General features: G+C 70.4%; 17 protein-coding genes and 1 pseudogene. 14 read left to right on the plus strand and 4 right to left on the minus strand.

All coding sequences use genetic code 11. From position 1 onward, the window contains the following. The first annotated feature begins 434 nt into the window (after nucleotides 1–434). The gene (locus QZ607_RS18630) at nucleotides 435–905 is read left to right on the plus strand and encodes a (2Fe-2S)-binding protein (protein ID WP_295885770.1); all 471 of its coding nucleotides are present in this window, start codon (nucleotides 435–437) and stop codon (nucleotides 903–905) included. Further along, complete coding sequence (locus QZ607_RS18635) at nucleotides 902–3100, plus strand: molybdopterin cofactor-binding domain-containing protein (RefSeq protein ID WP_295885772.1); 2199 nt, start codon at nucleotides 902–904, stop codon at nucleotides 3098–3100. The genes QZ607_RS18630 and QZ607_RS18635 overlap by 4 nt, the downstream gene beginning before the upstream one ends. A gap of 103 nt (nucleotides 3101–3203) precedes the next feature. Here the strand turns inward: QZ607_RS18635 and QZ607_RS18640 are convergent, their stop codons facing one another. Then, a complete protein-coding gene (locus QZ607_RS18640) occupies nucleotides 3204–4205 on the minus strand; it encodes a hydroxyacid dehydrogenase (RefSeq protein WP_295885774.1) in 1002 nt (333 codons plus the stop codon). Nucleotides 4206–4553: 348 nt separating this feature from the next. Then, entirely contained in the window at nucleotides 4554–5948 is a 1395-nt protein-coding gene (locus tag QZ607_RS18645; RefSeq protein ID WP_295885776.1) for an FAD-binding oxidoreductase, read from the minus strand. Nucleotides 5949–6269: 321 nt separating this feature from the next. Here QZ607_RS18645 and ftsH point away from each other — a divergent pair, with 321 nt between their 5' ends. Continuing rightward, nucleotides 6270–8387, plus strand: a complete 2118-nt coding sequence (ftsH, locus tag QZ607_RS18650; RefSeq protein ID WP_367268223.1) for an ATP-dependent zinc metalloprotease FtsH — start codon at nucleotides 6270–6272, stop codon at nucleotides 8385–8387. 171 nt (nucleotides 8388–8558) lie between these two features. Here the strand turns inward: ftsH and QZ607_RS18655 are convergent, their stop codons facing one another. Both QZ607_RS18655 and QZ607_RS18660 read right to left on the minus strand, forming a co-directional pair. Further along, nucleotides 8559–8888, minus strand: coding sequence for a hypothetical protein (locus QZ607_RS18655; protein WP_295885778.1), 330 nt, complete (start codon nucleotides 8886–8888; stop codon nucleotides 8559–8561). Between the two features lie 109 nt (nucleotides 8889–8997). Beyond that, the gene (locus QZ607_RS18660; RefSeq protein ID WP_295885780.1) at nucleotides 8998–10416 is read right to left on the minus strand and encodes a rhodanese-like domain-containing protein; all 1419 of its coding nucleotides are present in this window, start codon (nucleotides 10414–10416) and stop codon (nucleotides 8998–9000) included. A gap of 281 nt (nucleotides 10417–10697) precedes the next feature. Between QZ607_RS18660 and QZ607_RS18665 the strand changes: the two genes are divergently transcribed. The 11 genes and pseudogenes from QZ607_RS18665 (at nucleotide 10698) to QZ607_RS18715 (ending at nucleotide 20233) form a co-directional block, all read left to right on the plus strand. Then, nucleotides 10698–11021, plus strand: a complete 324-nt coding sequence (locus QZ607_RS18665; protein WP_295885798.1) for a superoxide dismutase family protein — start codon at nucleotides 10698–10700, stop codon at nucleotides 11019–11021. 382 nt (nucleotides 11022–11403) lie between these two features. Then, on the plus strand, nucleotides 11404–11886 hold the full coding sequence (locus QZ607_RS18670; RefSeq protein WP_295885782.1) for a YbhB/YbcL family Raf kinase inhibitor-like protein: 483 nt from the start codon (nucleotides 11404–11406) through the stop codon (nucleotides 11884–11886). Nucleotides 11887–11912: 26 nt separating this feature from the next. After that, nucleotides 11913–14315: pseudogene (locus tag QZ607_RS18675) on the plus strand (glycoside hydrolase family 65 protein); the annotation flags it as partial. A 188-nt stretch (nucleotides 14316–14503) separates the two neighbouring features. Continuing rightward, nucleotides 14504–15910, plus strand: coding sequence for a F0F1 ATP synthase subunit beta (gene atpD / locus QZ607_RS18680; protein ID WP_295885800.1), 1407 nt, complete (start codon nucleotides 14504–14506; stop codon nucleotides 15908–15910). Then, entirely contained in the window at nucleotides 15903–16331 is a 429-nt protein-coding gene (locus QZ607_RS18685; protein WP_295885784.1) for a F0F1 ATP synthase subunit epsilon, read from the plus strand. The genes atpD and QZ607_RS18685 overlap by 8 nt, the downstream gene beginning before the upstream one ends. Further along, entirely contained in the window at nucleotides 16331–16735 is a 405-nt protein-coding gene (locus QZ607_RS18690; protein ID WP_295885786.1) for an AtpZ/AtpI family protein, read from the plus strand. Before QZ607_RS18685 ends, QZ607_RS18690 begins: the two co-directional genes overlap by 1 nt. Next, nucleotides 16735–17928 (plus strand): cation:proton antiporter, encoded by a 1194-nt coding sequence (locus QZ607_RS18695; RefSeq protein ID WP_295885787.1) that lies wholly within the window; start codon nucleotides 16735–16737, stop codon nucleotides 17926–17928. The genes QZ607_RS18690 and QZ607_RS18695 overlap by 1 nt, the downstream gene beginning before the upstream one ends. Further along, nucleotides 17925–18311, plus strand: a complete 387-nt coding sequence (locus tag QZ607_RS18700; protein WP_295885788.1) for an ATP synthase subunit I — start codon at nucleotides 17925–17927, stop codon at nucleotides 18309–18311. The genes QZ607_RS18695 and QZ607_RS18700 overlap by 4 nt, the downstream gene beginning before the upstream one ends. Next, on the plus strand, nucleotides 18308–18997 hold the full coding sequence (locus QZ607_RS18705) for a F0F1 ATP synthase subunit A (RefSeq protein WP_295885790.1): 690 nt from the start codon (nucleotides 18308–18310) through the stop codon (nucleotides 18995–18997). Before QZ607_RS18700 ends, QZ607_RS18705 begins: the two co-directional genes overlap by 4 nt. Before the next feature lie 113 nt (nucleotides 18998–19110). After that, nucleotides 19111–19383: a F0F1 ATP synthase subunit C gene (locus QZ607_RS18710; RefSeq protein ID WP_295885791.1), complete on the plus strand. Its 273-nt coding sequence runs from the start codon at nucleotides 19111–19113 to the stop codon at nucleotides 19381–19383. A 10-nt stretch (nucleotides 19384–19393) separates the two neighbouring features. After that, nucleotides 19394–20233, plus strand: coding sequence for a F0F1 ATP synthase subunit B (locus tag QZ607_RS18715; RefSeq protein WP_295885794.1), 840 nt, complete (start codon nucleotides 19394–19396; stop codon nucleotides 20231–20233). The last annotated feature ends 334 nt before the right edge of the window (nucleotides 20234–20567 follow it).

The following is a 20567-nucleotide window of genomic DNA, read 5'->3' on the forward strand; positions in this document are numbered from 1 at the left end:
CCGGGGCTTTCTTGCGCTTGGCCTGAAGCAGCACGCTGAGGCAGCAAACGCTTTCTGTCCCAAATCGTGGTGACGGTATACTGGATTCGGCGCAGGCGGGTCCCGCAGCGATCAGCAGCAGTCCAGAGTGTGACTGTTCGCAGGGACTCGCCTATCCGATAATTCTGTATACCGTCCCCGTATTATGGTAAGTCTGTGTATAGAGTGTCCTTTGTTTTTTCCCCGTATTTTCCCCGTGTTGAACGCCGTGTCAGTCGGCCCGGCTGGGCAACTGCCCCCCACCCGATTCGCCTGCGGGCCGGCGCCCCGGCGGCTGCAGATCCCGGGTGATCCGCCATGGTCCGGGGTGCGGTAAGCGTCTATCCTGACACCTCTTCGCGCACGGGCTGGCCAGCCCGGGGCGCACTGGCCTCCCCATTCCAAGAGGACCGTCCATGGCAACACTCAAGGTGAACGGCAAGCCGGTGGAGGTGGATGTGGACGCATCCACGCCCCTGCTCTGGGTGCTGCGGGAGCAGCTCGGGCTCACCGGTACCAAGTACAGCTGCGGCATCGGCATCTGCGGCTCCTGCACCGTGCACATCGACGGCGCGGCGGTGCGCGCGTGCACCCTGCCCGTCTCCGAGGTCAATCCCAACCAGGAGATCGTCACCATCGAGGGCCTGTCCGCCAACAACGACCATCCCGTACAACGGGCCTGGGCGGAGCTCGACGTGCCCCAGTGCGGCTATTGCCAGCCCGGCATCATCATGACCGCCGCCGCCCTGCTGGCGGAGAATCCGCGCCCGTCTGACGCCGACATCGACGCGGGCGTCACCAACATCTGCCGCTGCGGTACCTTCAACCGGGTGCGCCAGGGCATCCATCTGGCCGCCGAGCTCAAGCAGAACGGGGGTGCGTCATGAGTGCTGACCCGATCACCGTTTCCCGCCGCGAGTTCCTTATCCGCAGCACCGCCGCCGGCGCCGGTTTCGCGCTGGGCCTGACGCTGCCCGCGCTCGGCTGTAACGCCGTCGCCGCAGAGGACGCTGCGGGCGGTGCTGACGAGGTACCTGAGGTGAACGCCTGGGTCGTCATCCACCCGGACGACACCGTGGTCATCCGCATCGCCCGTTCGGAGATGGGCCAGGGCACCCTCACCGGGCTCGCGCAGCTGGTGGCCGAGGAGCTCATGTGCGACTGGTCCAAGGTGACCACCGAGTATCCGACGCCGGGCGAGAACCTGCGCCGGGACCGCGTCTGGGGCAGCTTCTCCACCGGCGGCAGCCGCGGCATCCGCGAGAGCGAGGCCTATGTGCGCAAGGGCGGCGCCGTCGCCCGGCAGATGCTGATCCAGGCCGCCGCGGAGGCCTGGGACGTGCCGATGGACGCGTGCACCGCCGCCGACAGCGTCATCACCCACACCCCCAGCGGTCGCACCACCACTTACGGCAAGGTGGCCAAGGCCGCCGCCGAGCTGTGGCCGCCGGAGCATGTGGCGCTCAAGGACCCGGCGGACTGGCAGCTCATCGGCAAGCCCGTGAAGCGCCTGGACACCGTCGACAAGCTGCACGGCAAGCAGGTCTACGGCACGGACCTGGTGCTGCCCGGCATGCTGAACGCCGCCATCAAGGCCTGCCCGGTGTTCACCGGCAAGGTCGAGTCCTTCGACGCGGACAAGGTCAGGAGCATGCCGGGCGTGCGCGCGGTGGTGGCCGTGGGCGACAACGCCGTGGCCGTGGTCGCCGACACCTGGTGGCAGGCCAAGACGGCGCTGGACGCACTGCCCATCAGCTGGGACAAGGGCCCGCACGCGGATCTGAGCAGCGCGGACATCGACAAGATGCTCGATGAGGGCCTGACCTCGGACGAGCAGGTCTTCGTCGGCAACGCCGGCGGCGATGCCAGGCAGGGGCTCGCAGACGCGGCGCAGACCATCGAGGCCGTCTACGCCTACCCCTACCAGAACCACGCCACCATGGAGCCCATGAACGCGACGGCGGTGTGGACGGAGGACCGCTGCGAGGTCTGGTGCCCCACGCAGGACGGCATGGCCGCGCTGGAAGCCGCGGCGGACGCCGCCGGCCTGCCCATCGAGCAGTGCGACGTGCACAAGCTGCACCTGGGCGGCGGCTTCGGCCGGCGCGGCGCCTTCCACGACTTCGTCACCCAGGCCGTCAGCATCGCCAAGCAGCTGCCGGGCACACCGGTGAAGCTGCTCTGGACCCGCGAAGAGGACATGGCCCACGGCCACTACCACCCCATCACCAAGTGCAGGCTTGTGGGCGGCCTCGACGAGAACGGCGACCTCGCGGCCCTGCATGTTCGCATCTCGGGCCAGTCCATCCTGGCGGCGGTGCGACCCGGCTGGATGGCCGAGGACGGCGCGGACCCCGTCACCTTCCAGGGCTTCCATGCCGACGGCGACCACGCCATCAGCTACAGCGTGCCGAACCTGCTCGTCGAGCACGCCATGCGCAACCCACCGGTGCCTCCCGGCTTCTGGCGCGGCGTCAACATCAACCAGAACGCCATTTATCTGGAGTGCTTCATCGACGAGCTGGCCCAGGCCGCGGGCAAGGACCCGCTGGACTTCCGGCGCAAGCTGATGGCCGATCACCCCAAGAGCCTGGCCGTGCTCGAGGCCGTGGCCGACAAGGCCGGCTGGGGCCAGGCCGCCGCAGACGGCGTCCACCGCGGACTCGCCGTGGTCAAGACCTTCGGCAGCTATGTGGCGGCCTGCGCGGAGGTATCTGTGGACGGCGGCGAGGTCAAGGTCCACCGCATCATCGCCGCGACGGACCCGGGCTATGCCGTCAACCCACAGCAGATCGAAGCCCAGGTGGAAGGCTCCTTCGTCTACGGCCTCTCCGCCCTCTTCCACGGCGAATGCACGCTGGAGGACGGCGCCGTGGTCCAAAGCAACTTCCACGACTACCCGTCCATGCAGCTGAAGGACATGCCCAAGGTCGAGGTCATCGTCATGCCCTCGGGCGGCTTCTGGGGCGGCATCGGCGAGCCGACCATTGCGGTGGCCGCGCCGGCGGTGCTGAACGCCATCTTTGCGGCAACGGGTAAGCGGGTGCGACGGGTGCCGTTGAAGCACCAGGATCTGAGTTGACGTGCATAACGCTGATGCTGCCCACAGGGTGTTTGAATCGGGCCGTCCCGCCGTGGGACGGTGTTGGCAGCGACGGTGTCCTTCTGGCTTCTCTGCTGTTTCGTCAGCTCACCACGTTGCGTGGTTGGCCGGCGGCGCAGGCGCGCAGGTTTTCCACCGTTGTCTGCAGGATGCGGCCAACGGCTTCCCGGGTGTTGAAGGCGCTGTGCGGTGTGATGACGACGTTGCGCAGGTGCGCGAGGACCTCGTTGGCAAGCAGGTTGTCGAGCTGGTGGTGCTGCTCGTAGACGGAGCGCAGCAGCTCGGCCTCTTCGCGGATCACCGGCTCCTCGGGCAGAACGTCCAGCCCTGCGGCGGCGATCTTCTTCTCCGCCAGGGCGCGCGCCAGGGCGCGGGTGTTGACGAGTCCGCCGCGGGCGGTGTTGATGAGCACGGCGCCGTCTTTCATCTGGTCGAATTGCGGCCGGTCGATCATGTGGTGCGTCTTCGGGCTTTCGGGTACGTGCAGGCTGATGACGTCCGCGCGCGCCAGCAGCTCGTCCAGGGGCACATAGTCGAACCCGAGACGCCGCGCGGCCTCTTCGTTTGGCGCCACATCGAAGGCCAGCACCGGCATGCCGAAGCCGCGGGCGATGCCGATGGTCTCGCGGCCGATGTCGCCGGTGCCGACGACGCCCATGAGCTTGCCCTTGAGGTCGAAGCCCTGCAGGCCATGGCTGTCGAAGCGGCCGCTGCGGGTGCGCTGCACGGCCTCTTCCAGGCGGTGGCTGATCATCAGCAGCAGCCCGAACACGTGCTCGGCGACGGTATGGCTGCCGTAGGTGGGGACGTTGGACACGGTGATGCCGCGCTCGCGACAGCGCGGGAGATCGATGTGATCGACACCCGTCGAGCGCGACGCCACCGCGCGCAGGGCCGGCAGCGCGTCCAGCACTTCGGCGCTCAGGGAAGAGTAGATGAAGGTCGACACCGCCTCTGCGTCGGCATGCGATGCGGCGTTGTCGGCGCTCAGGGCCTCGGCGGTGAAGGTCAGCTCGTGGTCGTCTGCAAGCGGCGCGAAGGGCTCACGCTCCCAGCCTTCGGTCTCGAACACATGGATTTTCATGCAGCGGGTCTCCGTCTGCCGTGTGCTGCGCTGCCGGGCTTCGGCAGCAGGCGCAGCCGGGTGAATCAATGGACCGGCTTCAGCAGCGACCGTGCCAGGCTCCGCAACAGCCGCCACGCCCGCGCTGCATGCCGGTCGGAGGTCGGCGCCGGCCGCGCTCGGCTGCCGCGGTGAGCCCCCCGCGGCGGGCCGTGCGGCGCGGTGCTTATGCACCGCGGGTTGTGCATCTGCACCGCACCCGGCAGGCATGGGTACCGCAGCCGCGGCGCGCGGGGCAGGTCCGCTGCGGGCTGCCGCGCTGAGGGCGCGGCGCCACGGCTGCACGCGGGCGGCGGTGCGCGCAGGTGTTCAGCCCGCCGTGCCGCCCCCTGCGGGCGGGATGTTCTGGTTGTGCCGGAAGAGGTTGTCCGGATCGTAGGTGGCTTTCACCGCCGCGAGCCGGTCGTAGTTGTCGCGGAAGGCGGCACGCACCCGGTCCTGTCCCTCCGCCTCCATGAAGTTCAGGTAGGCGCCGCCCGCAGAGTAAGGGTGCAGCGCCGCCCAGTAGCCGCGCGCCCAGTCGCGGATGGCGGCGTCATCCTCCGGGCGCTCCGCGACGCCGGCGATCATCGATGACCACAGGCAATCCCGGTAGCCGAAGGCCGTGGCGTCGGGGGCGACCCGGTGCACGGCGCCGTCGACGGGATACAGGTGCATGGTGGACAGCGGGGTGGGCATCCGCCGCGCGTGCTCGGTGTGCAGCGCGATGGCCTCGTCCGGCAGCTCGCGGACGAAGTCGCCTTTCCAGTGCCAGCGCAGACCCGGTGGGTAGAAGCCGTCGAACAGGCTCTGCAGGGTCGGATAGGGCATGGGGCCGATGTGCTCGAAGGCCGGCGGCACGGCATCGCGCAGCGGCGCCAGCTCCGCATCCAGGTCGTCCGGGTCGCCGAGCCAGCACCACATGATGGAGCAGACCTGCTGCCCATGCAGCGCCGCGGGGAAGGGCTTCGCCGGCGGCACGGTCATGAAGGCGAAGAAGCCGTACAACGCTTCGGGCGCCGCGGGCAGGAAGGCCCGATAGCGACGCAGCACGGCCTCGGCATCCTGCATGTGCCAGAAGCTGGGGCCGGCCTGCACCTCGCCGACCTTGTGCAGCTGGAACAGGAAGGAGGTCACCACGCCGAAGTTGCCGCCGCCACCGCGCAGGGCCCAGAACAGGTCCGGATGCGCATCGGGGCTGGCGGTCAGGGTGCGCCCGTCGGCCAGCACCACCTCGGCCTCCAGCAGATTGTCCACGGTGAGGCCGAACCTGCGGCTCAGGTAGCCGTGACCGCCGCCGAGGGTGAGCCCCGGCACGCCGGTGGTGGAGATGACCCCGCTGACGGTGGCGAGGCGATGCTCACCGCAGGCCCGGTCCACGTCGCCCCAGGTGCAGCCGGGACCGACGCGCACGCTGTGCTCCGCCGGATGCACGGCGAGGTCGTCCATGGATGACAGGTCCGCCACCAGCCCATCGTCCACCACCGCGAGGCCGGCGCCGTTGTGGCCGCCGCCGCGGATGCCGAGCGGCAGTCCCTGGTCACGCGCGAGCTGCACGCAGGCGGCCACATCCGCCTGGTCGGCACAGCGGGCGATGAGCGCGGGATGCCGGTCGATCATGCCGTTGTAGACCCTGCGGGCGGCCTCGAAGCCGGCATCGCCGGGGCGCAGCAGATCGCCGTGGAGGCGTTGGTCGAAGTCGTTGATGGCAGCGGCGTCAGGCATGGGAGCGCTCCTGGTGCAGTGGGATGGATTGCTTGGCTCTGACCCCTGCCGATGCAAGCCACGCGCCCGGAAAGCCGGGCCGCGCAGCCGCAGGCGGACCCTGCGTGCTCCCCCACGGGCGCCCCCCGGCCCGAGTGCGCCAGGCCCCCTGCACGCGATGCGGCCTCATTCCTGCATACCGTTGCAGCCCGATGTCTGGACATCGGGATTCGCTCAGCATCCGGGGCGAGAAGCCGTCGCCACGGCGGAGCGCTCCGGCCGGGCACAGCCCCCAGGCAGGCAAATGCCCGCCGCCATCGACCCCACCCAGGAGGCAGCACCATGGCCGCTCCCAGACTTCCCGGCTCGCGCCAGCCGCTCTCCCGGCTCCACCCCGGCGGGGACGGCCCGCCGTGGCGCAACTACGCCATCGCCGCCGTGGCCATCATCGGGCTGGCCGCGGTGCTCAATCTCTTCGTCGGGTCCTCGCCCACCGAGCTCAGCTACACCCAGCTCAAGCAGGCGGTGCGCGAGGGCCGGGTGGCGCAGATCACTTTCGAGGCGGACCGCATCCGCGGCCGCTTCTATGCCGGCGCGGCGCCCGGTACCGCAGGCACGGAAGACCAAGGGGATGACTCCGCCACCGCCGGCGCCCAACAGGCGGGAGCCGACGACAAGGCAGGCGACGGGGCCGGCGCAGGGGATGACAGAACGGCCGCCGATGCTGCACGCACAGGCGGCCGGAAGGCCGCCGACGCCGGTCAGCCCGAAGGCGGCGAAACGCAGACCGCCGGCGACGAGCGTCAGCCGGGCGCGCCCTTCACCAGCACCAAACCCCAGGTGAGCGACCCGCAGCTGCTGGATCTGCTGGAGCGGCAAGGCGTCGAGATCGACGCCGAGCCCGCCGGACAGGGCCTGTGGGGCCGGGTGCTGATCTCGTTTCTGCCCTGGGTCCTGATCCTCGGACTCTTCCTGTACATCAGCTGGCGCATGCAGCAGCGCATGATGGGCGGCGGACCCGGCCAGGGCGGCGGCATCTTCGACTTCGGCAAGTCCAAGGCCAGGCGCATCCGCGCCGAGGACAGCGACGTCGGCCTGGATGACGTGGCGGGGCTCGAGAACGCCAAGGCCGATCTCGGCGAGATCATCGACCATCTCGCGGAGCCCGGGCGCTTTCGCGCCCTCGGCGCCAAGATGCCGAAGGGCGTCATGCTGGTGGGCCCGCCCGGCACCGGGAAGACGCTGCTCGCCCGTGCCGTCGCCGGCGAGGCGGGGGTGCCCTTCTTCAGCATGTCGGGCTCGGAATTCGTGGAGATGTTCGTCGGTGTCGGCGCCTCACGGGTGCGCGACCTGTTCGAGTCCGCAAAAAAGGCCGCCCCCTGCGTCATCTTCATCGACGAGATCGATGCCGTCGGCCGCACCCGCGGCGCCGGCATGGGCGGCGGCCACGACGAGCGCGAGCAGACGCTGAACCAGATCCTTGCCGAAATGGACGGCTTCGAGCCGCATCAGGACATCGTCGTGCTGGCCGCCACCAACCGCCCGGACGTGCTGGACAAGGCCCTGCTGCGCCCCGGGCGCTTCGACCGCAAGGTGTATCTGGAGCTGCCGGGCCGCGACGCCAGGCAGGCCATCCTGGCCATCCACGCGCGCAGAATCGCACTCGCCGACGACGTGGATCTGGCGCGCCTCGCCGCCCGTACGGTGGGGTTCTCCGGCGCCGATCTGGAGAACCTGGTCAACGAGGCCGCACTGCTCGCCGGACGCCGGCGCCGCGAGCGGGTGGACATGCAGCTCTTCGCCGACGCCCGGGACAAGCTGGTGCTGGGCGCCAAGCGCGAGCAGGGCATCGGCGACGAGGAGCGCCGGCTGGTGGCCGTGCACGAGTCCGGTCATGCGCTGCTGGCCTGGCTGCTGCCGCATGCCGACCGCCTGGACAAGGTGACCATCATCCCCCGCGGGCGCGCCCTGGGCGCCACCGAGCAGGTGCCTGACGAAGAGCGCCGCACCTACCGCTCCGCGTATCTGCGCGACCGCATCGGCGTCATGCTCGGCGGTCGCGTCGCCGAGCGGGTCATGTTCGACGATGTCACCACGGGCGCCGAGGCGGACCTGGACAACGCCACCAGCCTCGCCCGCCGCATGGTGAGCCACTGGGGTATGAGCGAGCTGATCGGCCCGGTCGCCTTCAAGCGCGGCGAGGAGCACGTCTTCCTCGGCCGGGAGATGGCGCAGGCACCGGAGTTCAGCGACGACACCGCCAAGCGCATCGACGACGAGATCACCGGCCTGATCCGCGATGTCGAGGAGCACGCGCTGGGCCTGGTGCGCGAGCACCGGGACGATCTGGAGCGGCTCGCCGACGCGCTGCTGGAAGCCGAGACCCTGAGCCGAGACGACATCGACGCGCTGCTGCGCGGGCGCCATGACGAGCAGCCGCTGCGGGCGGCCGGCGGCTGATGTTGCGCTGCGCAAGGGCTGCGGCTGGGGGGGGAGCATCTGCCGGCGGCGGACTGCAATCTGCCGGCCCCAGGGGCCGACTGAAGTCGGCGTACCCGGGGTGGGCTCGATCCTTTCCGCTGCCGACGGAAGTCTGCGTAGTTGCGATCGGCGCCGGTGCTGCGCAGTCGCTCAGCGGGCGGGCTCCAGGACGCGCACACGGACTGCCTCGCCGCCGGCCACGGGCAGCGGCTGTGTGGGCGCATCGCGGAGCTCCTGCATCCACACGGTCAGGTGCAGCTTGCCGGCGTCGGTGTTCAGCCAGTCGATGCCGCGCGGGGGCAGCAGGCAGCGCAGCGGTTTCGCCTCTGCGCCGCCGCGGGCATCGCGATCGGCCGGCAGCAGCAGGTCCAGGTAGCTCAGGGACCAGTCGCTGTCGTCGATGAGCAGGTCCTGGACCACCAAAGCGGTGCCGTCGGCGGTCTCGACCTGCACGCCGCGCAGGGTGTCCAGCCGCACCAAGTCCGCCGCGCTCAGCTGCTCCGGCGGAGAGAAAGCTTTGGCTCATACGGGGTCTCCTGATGCGGGCATCGGTTGCGGCGGCAAGACAGGGGGCACGGCGGCCCGGGCGTCAGGCGGAGCCGGCGCCGTTCGTCGTCTCGAAGCCTTCCGCCTCCCAGCCGGTCATACCGCCCAGCACATGCGCCACCTGCCGGTGTCCGCGGGCCTTGAGCACACTCGCGGCCACGGACGAGCGGAAGCCGCTGCCGCAGATGACGGCGACGGGCCGCTGCGGGGAAATGCCGGCGAGCAGATCGTCCACCCGTGCGGTGAGCTCGGCGCCGGTGAGGTGCAGGGCGCCCTGGATGTGGCCTGCGCTCCATTCCGCCGGCTGACGCACGTCCAGGATCAACAGGTCGGACTGCTCACGCTGTGCCTGCCGCAGGTCGCGCACCGTCCATTGCGGCAGCACGTCGATGGGCTTGCCGGCGGTGCGCCAGGCGAGCATGCCGCCGGCGAGCCAGCCCTTGGGCAGCGGATAGCCGATGCGCAGGAGCTGCCAGCACACCTCCCAGAGGTCCTCCGCGCGATCCAGCACCAGCACGATGTCCTGATCCGGCGGCAGCACGCTGCCGGCCCAGGTGGCGAAGCTGGAGCCGACACCGACATTGATGGCGCCGGGGATGTGCGCCGCGAAGGCCTCCGGCGCGCGGCAGTCCAGCACGACGGCGCCCTCGCTGCGGGCGCGCTCGAAGGCGTCCAGGTCCAACGGCGGCGGGTCCGCCAGCACCCCCAGCAGCGGCGGACCCTGGGTGTTCAGCCGGCGCATGCGCGGCCAGTAGGGCGGCACCGCCGGCAGGTCCGTCAGGTCCATGCAGTGCTCGACGAAGTCATCCCGTGACGACAGGCTCGCCAGCATGCGGTTCAGGCGCCGCTCGTAGCCGATGGTGGTGGACAACCGGCTGCCGATGTGTCCGCCGCAGAGCGAGCCCGCGACATGGGTTGGATAGACCTCCACGAAGTCGGGCAGGGGCAGGATCTTGTTCTGAAGCGTGTCGCAGAACGCCTTGGCCCCGCGGCGCGTCTCGGCGTCGCCGCCGAGCAGGTCCGGGCGGGCCAGATCGCCCACCAGCAGCGCCCCGCCGGAGAACAGAACAGCGGGCTCCTCGCCGCGTGAGCGGTCGGTCACCAGCAGGCTCACATGCTCCGGCGTGTGCCCCGGGGTGTGCATCAGCTCAAAGCGCACCTCGCCCATGTCCAGCAGCGCGCCGTCCTCCATGGCCCGCACCGGGTAGCCGAGCTCGGCGCGGGCGCCGGCGAGCAGCTGCACGTCGGCGCGCGCCGGCAGCTCGCAGATGCCCGACAGATAGTCGTTGTGCTGGTGGGTGTCACAGGCGTAGCGCAGACGCAGCCCCTGCTCCCGTGCCGCCGCGAAATAGGTCTCCACATCGCGACGCACGTCCAGCACCAGGGCCTCGCCGGTATCCTCGGACCCGACCAGGTAGGACGCGTGTCCCAGGCTTTCGAGATAAAACTGCTTGAAAATCATCACTCCTCCGGGCATGGCCAGGCCGGTCCACACAGCCACCGGCCGGAAACTCCAGACAGTGATATGCAGCAAAGGCCGGACCAGACCCGCCTGGGGTCAAAGCGGCGCCTGCTCGCTGCGCGATCGGCTGCGCGGGCGCGCCGCCCATTGGGCTGAGGTGTGACGGTGAGGCTCAGGCCGGCCGGTGCGGGCGGCTGCGCCCAGGGTGTCCCGGGCGCGGCAACGCCGGGGCACTTGCGCCACCGGCTGGGGCAAATCCACCGCCGACAGGGCGGCGGCGGCTGACCGACACGGCTTTCGGCCGCGGCACCTGCGAGCCGCCTTTCAAGTCCGCCGGCGGCCACCTGATGGCGCCCGACACGGCCCATGGCTATCTGAGCGAGGGCGGCCCGCACCTGGGCGACATGCCGAACATCCATGTGCCGGAGAGCGGCGCGCTGGAGGTGGAGGTCATGACCCGAGTCGCCGACATGCGTGCGCAGCTCTTCGACGACGACGGGGCCGCGGTGGTGATCCACAGCGGCGCAGACGACTACCGCTCCCAGCCCTCGGGTGCGGCCGGGCCGCGCATCGCCTGCGGGGTCATCGTGGAGCAGGTGGAGTAGCCGCCGTTGGCCTGTGCCGCCTGCGTACCACACCTGGCCGGCGGCAGCTGGTGCAGCGGGGCGGGAGGGCCGGCCTGGGTCTTGCTTAGGCTAGCTTAGGCTTGCTTAGGCTAGCTTAGGCTTGCTTAGGCAGGCCTGGGTCTTGCTCGGTTGGGTCTTGCTCGGTGATGTGGGCGAGCCCTTTTGGGCGAGCCGGGACCGCTCATCGGCGACCGCCAGTCCTGAGCACATGCCTGAGTACATGCCGAGCCGGGACTGCCACAGTGCGTTCCCGGATCTGCACATGCCGCGCGCGGCGAGCGCTCTGCCGCATGCCGCCGCAGTGGCCCGCAACCCGGGGGCGCCGCACCCCGGCCTTCCAGATCGGGAGCTCCCCATGCCCATGAAGCTGACATCCCCCGCCTTTGCCACGGGCACCAGCATCCCCGAGCGCTATACCAAATCCGGCGCCGACGACCAGCCGGAGCTCATCATCACCGGCGTGCCGGACGGCACCGCTGAGCTCGCGGTGATCTGCCACGACCCGGACGCGCCGATGCCGGCGGGCTTTACGCACTGGACGCTGTACGGCATCCCGGCGGAGACCCGGGCGATCCCCATGAACGGCGAGGACCGGTTCCGGCCCGGGCCGAATGACTTCGGCGACATCGGCTGGGGCGGCCCGCAACCGCCGGAGGCCCATGGTCCGCACCACTACTACTTCTGGCTGTACGCGCTGGACACGACCATCGACGGCACGCCCGACCGCGATACCTTCCTGCGCGACTACGCGGCGCACATCATCGGGCAGAGCCGCATCGTCGGCGTCTACGAGAACGGCGTCTCCGAGAACGGCGTCTCCGATAACCCGGGGCCCGGCACATGAGCGAATGGCACTGGCACTATCACGAGTATCAGCCCGAGCAGGAGCGCCTGCGCGAGGCGCTGTGCACCCTGGGTAACGGCTATTTCGCCACCCGCGGTGCGGCGCCGGAAGCGGACGCCGGTGCGCACCACTACCCCGGCACCTACCTCGCCGGCGGCTACAACCGCGCGGAGAGCGAGGTCCAGGGGCGCGTCGTCGAGAACGAGGACCTGGTGAACCTGCCCAACTGGCTGGTCCTCAGGCTGATCTTCGATGACGGCAGCCGCTTTTCGCTGGACGACATGGAGATCCTGACCTTCGCCCAGTCGCTCGACATGCGCTGCGGCGTGCTGACGCGCAAAGTGCGCTTTCGCGACGCGCAGGGCCGCACCACGGAGCTGCGCCAACGACGGCTGGTGCACATGCGCCTCCACCACCTGGCGGCCCTGGAGACGACGCTCACCGCCGTCGATTGGTCCGGCCCCGTGCAGGTGGAAAGCGCGCTCGACGGCGGCGTCGAGAACGCCGGCGTCGAGCGCTACCAGGGGCTCACCGGCCGCCACCTCTCGCCCGTCCACACCGACGCCGTGGGCGAAGACGCGGTCCTGCTCAAGGCTCGCACCCGCCAGTCGCGGCTGGAGGTCGCCCTGGCCGCCCGCACCCGGGTCTATCGGGATGATCAGCAGCAGGCGGCCGAGCCGCAGCTGACCCGCCGCGATGACTGGATCGGCCAGACCTTCAGCCTGCACCTCGATGCCGGGCAGCCGGTGGCGATCGAGAAAACCGTCGCCCTCTACACCTCCCGGGACGCGGCCATCAGCGAGTGTGGCCTGGCGGCGCGGGAGGCCGTGGTGGATGCACCGCGGTTCGCGCAGCTCCTCGCCGGCAGCGCACTGATGTGGCAGCAGCTGTGGCGGCGCTTCGACCTGGAGCTGACCCTGGCCGAGGACGACGGCGGGCGCACCGCCGCCATCCTGCACCTGCACCTGTTGCACCTGCTGGTGACGGCCGGCCCCCAGGTCATGGACCTGGATGTGGGCGTGCCCGCCCGGGGCCTGCACGGCGAGGCCTATCGCGGCCACATCTTCTGGGACGAGCTGTTCATCTTCCCGACCCTGGACCTGCGCCTGCCGGAGATCACCCGCTCGCTGCTGCTGTACCGCTGGCGCCGCCTGGGCGCCGCCCGGGAGGCGGCCCGCGCCGCCGGTTACCGCGGCGCCATGTATCCCTGGCAGTCCGGCAGCGACGGCCGCGAAGAGAGCCAGCAGCTGCATCTGAACCCGCGCTCGGGGCACTGGACCCCGGACGAGACGCATCTTCAGCGCCATGTGAGCTCCGCCATCGCCTACAACGTCTGGCAGTACTACCAGAGCAGCGGAGACCGGGAATTCCTGTCCTTCTTCGGCGCCGAGATGCTGCTGGAGATCGCCCGTTTCTGGGCCAGCAAGGCCGAGCTCAACCAGACCCTCGGCCGCTACGAGATCAGGGGCGTGGTCGGCCCGGACGAGTTCCACACCCGGTACCCGGACCGCGCCGAGCCCGGTCTGGACAATCACGCCTATACCACGGTGATGGCGGCCTGGGTGCTGTCCCGGGCACTGGAGCTGCCGCAGCACCTGCCCCGGGAGCGCTGGGACGAGCTCGCGGAGCAGCTCGACATCGATGCCGCTGAGCTGGACCACTGGGACACCCTGACCCGCAAGCTGCGCATCTGCTTCCACGGCGACGGCATCATCACCCAGTTCGAGGGCTTCGAGCAGCTCGATGAGCTGGACTGGGACGCCTATCGCGAGAAGTACGGCGACATCCAGCGCCTGGACCGCATCCTGGAGGCCGAAGGCGACTCGCCGAACCACTACCAGGCGACCAAGCAGGCGGATGTGCTGATGCTGTTCTTTCTGCTTTCCGCAGAGGTCCTGGGGCGGCTCTTCGAGCGTCTCGGCTACGACTTCGACCCGGACATGATCCCGCGCAACGTCAGCTACTACGGGGCACGCACCAGCCACGGCTCCACCCTGAGCCGCGTCGTCGATGCCTGGGTGCTGGCGCGCTCGGACCGCCGTCGCTCCTGGCAGCTGTTCACCAAGGCCATCGAGAGCGATGTCGCCGACATCCAGGGCGGCACGACCTCCGAGGGCATCCACTTGGGCGCCATGGCCGGCACCGTGGATCTGATGCAGCGCTGCTGGACCGGCATCGAGGTGCGCGGCGGGTGCCTGTGGCTGAACCCGCAGCTGCCCGAAGAGCTCAAGCGCCTGCGCATCCGCCTGCGTTTCCGCGGCCAAACCCTTGCGCTCAGCATCGACCACGCGGCGCTGGAGATCCGTGCCGTATCGGCGCACCTGGGCTCGATCCGCATCCAGGCGGGCGAGCACACCCTGACGCTGGCGCCGGGTGACACCAAAAGGCTGTCGCAGGCGGACATGCCGGTGGCCGTGGAGGGCCCATGATCGCCCCGCCGCCATGCAGACGCAGGCCGCAGAGCCGCTGCGACCGGAGATACCGGACGCGGGAGCACCGCGAAGACCCGAGCCCGCGCAGGGGCGGGAGCGCCTAATCTCTTGCTGCAGAGCAGCCGCCGGATGTCGGGCCAGGCCGCCCCGGCGCCATGCTCCTGCCGCCACCGAAGGCCGCCGCCATGCATGGTCCGCCGTCGTCCACAGCACCAGCACAGACGCACACCGGCCGGGTCACGGCGGTGCGCGGCAGCGTGGTGGACGTGCGCTTCCCGCCGCCGCTGCCGGTGCGCAATCAGGCGCTGCGCACGGGTCCCGACGACGCCATGGTGCTGGAGGTGGCGAGCCTGCTGGACCGCGAGCGGGTGCGCTGCATCGCCCTGACGCCCACCCGCGGCCTCGCCCGCGGCATGCCGGTGCGCGACACCGGCGGCCCGCTCCAGGTGCCGGTGGGCGAGGCGCTGCTGGGGCGGATGCTGAACGTCTTCGGCGACACCATCGACCGCGGCGAGGCGCTCGCGGACGCCGGCGCTGGGCAGGAGTCGCGCTGGCCCATCCACCGCGCGCCGCTGCCGCTCGCCGAGCGCGTCACCCGCACCGAGATCTTCTCCACCGGCATCAAGGCCCTGGACCTGCTGGCCCCACTGGAAGCCGGCGGCAAGGCCGGGCTGTTCGGCGGCGCCGGCGTCGGTAAGACCGTGCTCATCACCGAGCTCATCCACAACATGGTGGGGCACTACCAGGGCATCAGCCTGTTCTGCGGCATCGGCGAGCGCTCTCGCGAGGCCGAAGAGCTGTACCGCGACATGCGCGAGGCCGAGGTGCTGGACCACACGGTGATGATCTTCGGCCAGATGAACGAGCCGCCGGGGGCGCGCTTCCGCGTGGGGCATGCGGCGCTCAGCATCGCCGAGTGGTTCCGCGACCAGGCCCACCGCAACGTGCTGCTGCTCATCGACAACATCTTCCGCTATGTCCAGTCCGGCACCGAGGTGTCCGGGCTCATGGGGCGCATCCCCTCGCGCGTGGGCTACCAGCCGACGCTGGCGACGGAGCTGGCGGAGCTGGAAGAGCGCATCTGCAACTCCGAGAGCGCCGCCATCACCTCGGTGCAGGCCGTCTATGTGCCCGCCGACGACCTCACCGACCCGGCCGCCGCGCACATCTTCGGGCACCTGTCCGCGTCCATCGTGCTGTCCAGAAAGCGCGCCAGCCAGGGCCTGTATCCCGCGGTGGACCCCTTGCAGTCCGAGTCCAAGATGCTCACGCCGGCCATCGTCGGCGAGCGCCATTACCGCGTCGCCCAGGACGTGCGCGCCACCCTGGCGGAGTACGAGGAGCTCAAGGACATCATCGCCATGCTCGGCGAGGAGGAGCTGTCCCGGCAGGACCGGGCTACCGTCAGCAAGGCGCGCCGGCTGGAGCGCTTCCTCACCCAGCCCTTCTTCACCACGGAGCAGTTCACGGGCCAGCCGGGTCAGCTGGTGGAGCTGGAGCAGACCCTGGATGGCTGCGAGCGCATCCTGGCGGGGGAATTCGCCGATGTGGACGAGCAGGATCTGTACATGAAGGGGGCGCTCGATGAATGAGCCCGCGCGCAGCGCCGACGGCGGGCGCATCCTGCGGCTGCGGGTCTTTCTGCCCACCGAGACCCTGGTGGACGCGCGCGTGGTCAAGGTGATCGCCGAGGCCGAGGATGGCGCCTTCTGCCTGCTGCCGCGGCATGCGGACTGGGTGGCGGCGCTGGTGCCGGGCATCCTGCTGTACACCGACCCCGACGGCACCGAGCACCTCTGCGCCGTGGACACGGGCACCCTGGTGAAGGCCGGCGACGAGGTGCGCGTCGCCTGCTTCAACGCCGTGCCCGGGGCGGATCTCGCGACCCTGCGCCAGACCGTGGAGGACGCCTTCGCCAACCTGGACGAGCACGAGCGCGAGACGCGCAGCGCCCTGGCGCGGCTGGAGGCCGGCACCCTCAGGCGCTTCATGGAGTGGGAGGCGGAGCAGTGATGGCAGCGCCAAACGACCATCCACGCCGCGATGCGCCGCAGGCGGGCCCGCCGGATGCGCGACCCGAGACGCCGGCGCAAGCCTCGGACCATCGGCAACGCCGGGCGCATCCGCACCGCCCGCCGGAGCAGCGCTTTCGCGACAGCGTCGGGCGCAAGGCGGCGCGCAAGCAGCGCGCCCGCGCCGACGAGGACCGCAGCATCTTCTTCTGGCTCGGCATGTTCGGCATGGTGGGCTGGGCGGTGGCCATCCCGACCCTGGCCGGCGTCGCCCTGGGGCTGTGGCTGGACAGCGCCTGGCCGGCGGCCGGGGCGTCCTGGACCCTGACCTTCCTGCTGTTGGGGGTGGCGCTCGGCGTGCTGAACGCCTGGTACTGGGTCAAGCGCGAGAGCGGAGACCAATGATGGAGCACGCGGCCCAGAACGCGGCGCAGGTGGCACCCATGCTGATCACCATCGGCGCCATCTTCATCGCCGGGCTGCTGGCGGACCTGATCGGCCGCCGCACGCCCCTGCCGCGGGTGACCCTGCTGCTGCTGGCGGGCGTGCTGGTGGGGCCTTCGGTGCTGGACCTGCTGCCGCCCTTCACCGAGCGCTGGTTCCCGGTGCTGACCAATATCGCCCTGGCCATGGTCGGCTTTCTCATCGGCGGGCAGCTGACGCCGAACGCGCTGCGCAAGCTCGGCCGGCGCGTGCTGGTGCTGTCCGCCAGCAAGGTACTGCTGGCGAGCCTGTTCGTCGGCGTCGGGCTGCTGCTCGCCGGTGCCGGGCTGCAGGCGGCGCTGCTGCTGGCCGGCATTGCCCCGGCCACGGCCCCGGCGGCCACCTTCGATGTGGTGCACGAGTCCGGCGCCGATGGCGAATTCACCCAGACCCTGCTCGGCTTGGTGGCCATCGACGACGCCTGGGGCATCATGATCTTCACGGTGCTGCTGAGCATCGCGCAGGCGCTGGCCGGGGCAGGCGGCGAGTCCGGGGAGCTCCTCGGCGCGCTCTGGGAGCTGACCGGCGCCGTCGCCCTCGGCGCCCTGCTCGGCCTGCCCATGGCCTGGCTCACCGGCCGCGTGCGCGAAGGTGAGCCTACCCAGGCGGAGGCGCTCGGCTTCGTCATGCTCTGCTCCGGTCTGGCGCTCTGGCTGGAGGTGTCTTACCTGCTCGCCTGCGTCACGCTCGGCGCCGTGGTGGCGAGCCGCGCAAAGCACCACAGCCGGCCGTTTCACGCCATCGAGGGCATCGAGTGGCCGTACTTGATCCTGTTCTTCCTGCTCGCCGGCGCTGCGCTGGAGTTGGGATCGCTGCAGGCAGTGGGGCTCATCGGCGCCGTCTACATCCTGCTGCGCAGCGCCGGGCTCTACGCCGGCGCCCAGCTGGGCGGGCGCCTGGGCGGCGCACCGCCGCGGATCTACCACTGGATCGGCTTCGCGGTGCTGCCCCAGGCGGGCGTCGCACTGGGCCTGGCGCTGGTGGCGGCGCAGAGCTTCCCGGCACTGGAGAGCCTGATCCTGCCGACGGTGTTCGGCTCCACGGTGCTGTTCGAGCTGCTGGGGCCGGTGGCCACCCGCTTTGCGCTGCGCCGCGCCGGGGAGGTGCCCGCATGAGCGGCGACACCCTGATCACGGCGGCCCTGGTGGTCGCGGCCTTCGGCGCCGGCGCCGGGCTCGGCTGGCTGTTCTACGCCGGGCTCTATCGCACGGTGCAGGCGCTCGCCCGCACGCGCCAACCGGTCCTGCTGATCGGCGGCAGTCTGCTGCTGCGCATGCTTGTGCTGCTGGCCGGGCTCTGGGTGCTGATGCTGGCAGGCCAGCATTGGACCGGGGACGGCTGGACGACCCTGGTGCCGGGCCTGCTCGGGGTCATCGCCGTGCGGGCGCTGCTGCTGCGCCGCTACGGGCGCCCTGGCGACAGGCCCCGAGAACAACCCGACAGCAACGGCGCTGGCGGTCTGCCGGACGACGATACGACAGAGAGGCAATCGCGATGACCATCAGCCCCGATCAGATCCTGCTGTGGCAATGGGGCCCGCTGCACATCAACGCGACCCTGGCCTATACCTGGCTCATCATGCTGCTGCTGACCGGGGGCTCCTGGCTCATCACCCGCAGGCTCAGCACCGGGCCGGACATCTCGCGCTGGCAGAACCTGCTGGAGGTGCTGGTGACCGGGCTCAAGGACCAGATCCACGACGTGAGCCGCCAGGATCCGGGGCAGTATCTGCCCTTCGTCGGCACGCTGTTCATCTTCATTGCGACGGCCAATCTCTTGTCCCTGGTGCCGGGTTACATGCCGCCGACGGGGTCGCTCTCCACCACCACGGCGCTGGCGCTGTGCGTGCTCACCGCGGTGCCGCTCTACGGCGTGCTGCATCGCGGCCCCATCGGCTATCTGCGCCGCTATGTGCAGCCGACCCCGCTGATGCTGCCGTTCAATCTCATCGGCGAGCTCTCGCGCACCGTCGCGCTGGCCGTGCGCCTGTACGGCAACATCATGAGCGGCACCGTCATCGTCGGCATCCTGATCAGCCTGACGCCCTTTCTGTTCCCCATCGTCATGCAGCTCCTGGGGCTGCTGACCGGCATGATTCAGGCATACATCTTTGCGGTGTTGGCGATGGTGTATATCGCGTCGGCGAGCTCGGCACAGAGACAGGAGCGAGGGGCTGGGGGCTAGGGCTGCCGGCCGCACGCATCGGACCTATGCAACTCCCACCATCGCGATCCGCCGCTCGATCCCAGCACCCAGAACCTCGAACCCAGCACCCAGCACCCAGCACCTCAAGAACCATGGACCCCCAATCCCTCATCGCCATCGCTTCCATTTTCACCGCCGGCATCACCATCGCCATCGGTGCCATCGGCCCGGCGCTCGGCGAGGGCCGGGCCGTCGCGCAGGCGCTGACGGCCATGGCCCAGCAGCCGGACGAGTCCGCGACCATCACCCGCACGCTGTTCGTCGGGCTGGCGATGATCGAGTCCACGGCCATCTACTGCTTCGTGGTGTCCATGATCCTGATCTTCGCCAACCCGTTCTGGAGCCAGGTCGCCGGCGGCGGCTGAGGGCGCGGCCATGCAGATCGACTGGCTCACCGTCGCCGCCCAGATCGTCAACTTTCTGGTCCTGGTCTGGCTGCTGAAGCATTTTCTCTACGGGCCGGTGACGGCGGCCATGGCCCGCCGCGAGGACCGCATCGCCGAGCGCGTGACGGCCGCCCAGGAGCGCGAGGACGCCGCCGAGCGCGAGCGCGAGCGCCTGCACGAGCGCATGGAGCGCCTGGAGGACCGCCGCGACGCCGTGCTGGAGCAGGCCCGCGAGGAGGCGGAGTCCGAGAAGCAGCGCCTGCTCGACGAGGCCCGCGCCGAGGTGGACGACAAGCGCGCGCACTGGCGCGAGCAGCTGCGCAATGAGCAGGACGCCTTCGTCAGGCAGCTGCGCCGGCAGACCGCCGAGGGCTTTGCGGACCTGGCCCGCAAGGCGCTGTCGGATCTTGCCGACGTGGCCCTGGAGGACCGCATGGTGGAGACCTTGGGGGCACGGCTGGCCGGGCTTGACGAGGACGAGCGCGAGCAATTCCGCGGCGCCGACGAGCTCGTCGTCAGCACCGGCTTCGCGCTCGACGACGACCGCCGCGGGCGGCTCATCGAGCTGGTGCAGGAACACCTCGGCGAGGACAGGCAGCCCGGCTTCGAGCAGGACCCGGAGCTGGTCTGCGGCATCGCGCTGACCGCCGGCGGCCGCCGGCTCGCCTGGAGCCAGGCGGATTACCTGGACGGCTTCGAGCGCAAGCTCACGGCGCACCTGGACCAACGCCGGCGCGAGAGCGCCGACACCGAATCCAAAGCCGAATCCGATGCCGACACCGATGCCGATGCCGATGCCGAGCAAGGAACGGCCGCTGCAACGAGCTGACCGCGATCCGTCGCGGCCGGAGGCCGCTCCCACAGCGGCCATTGCACGTGGGAGCGGCATCCTTGCCGCGACTCGCCGTGGCCAGCGCGCTGGAAGTCGTCGCGGCCAGAGGCCGCTCCCACAGCAGCGATTGCATGTGGGAGCGGCATCCTTGCCGCGACTCGCCGCCGCCGGCGCTCTGGAAGTCGTCGCGGCCGGAGGCCGCTCCCACAGCGGCCATTGCATGTTGGAGCGGCATCCTTGCCGCGACAGGCCGCCGCCGGCGCTCTGGAAGTCGTCGCGGCCGGAGGCCGCTCCCACAGCGGCCATTGCAGGTGGGAGCGGCATCCTTGCC

Origin of the sequence: uncultured Thiohalocapsa sp. (genome assembly GCF_913063425.1) — a bacterium.
Classification (GTDB): domain Bacteria; phylum Pseudomonadota; class Gammaproteobacteria; order Chromatiales; family Chromatiaceae; genus Thiohalocapsa.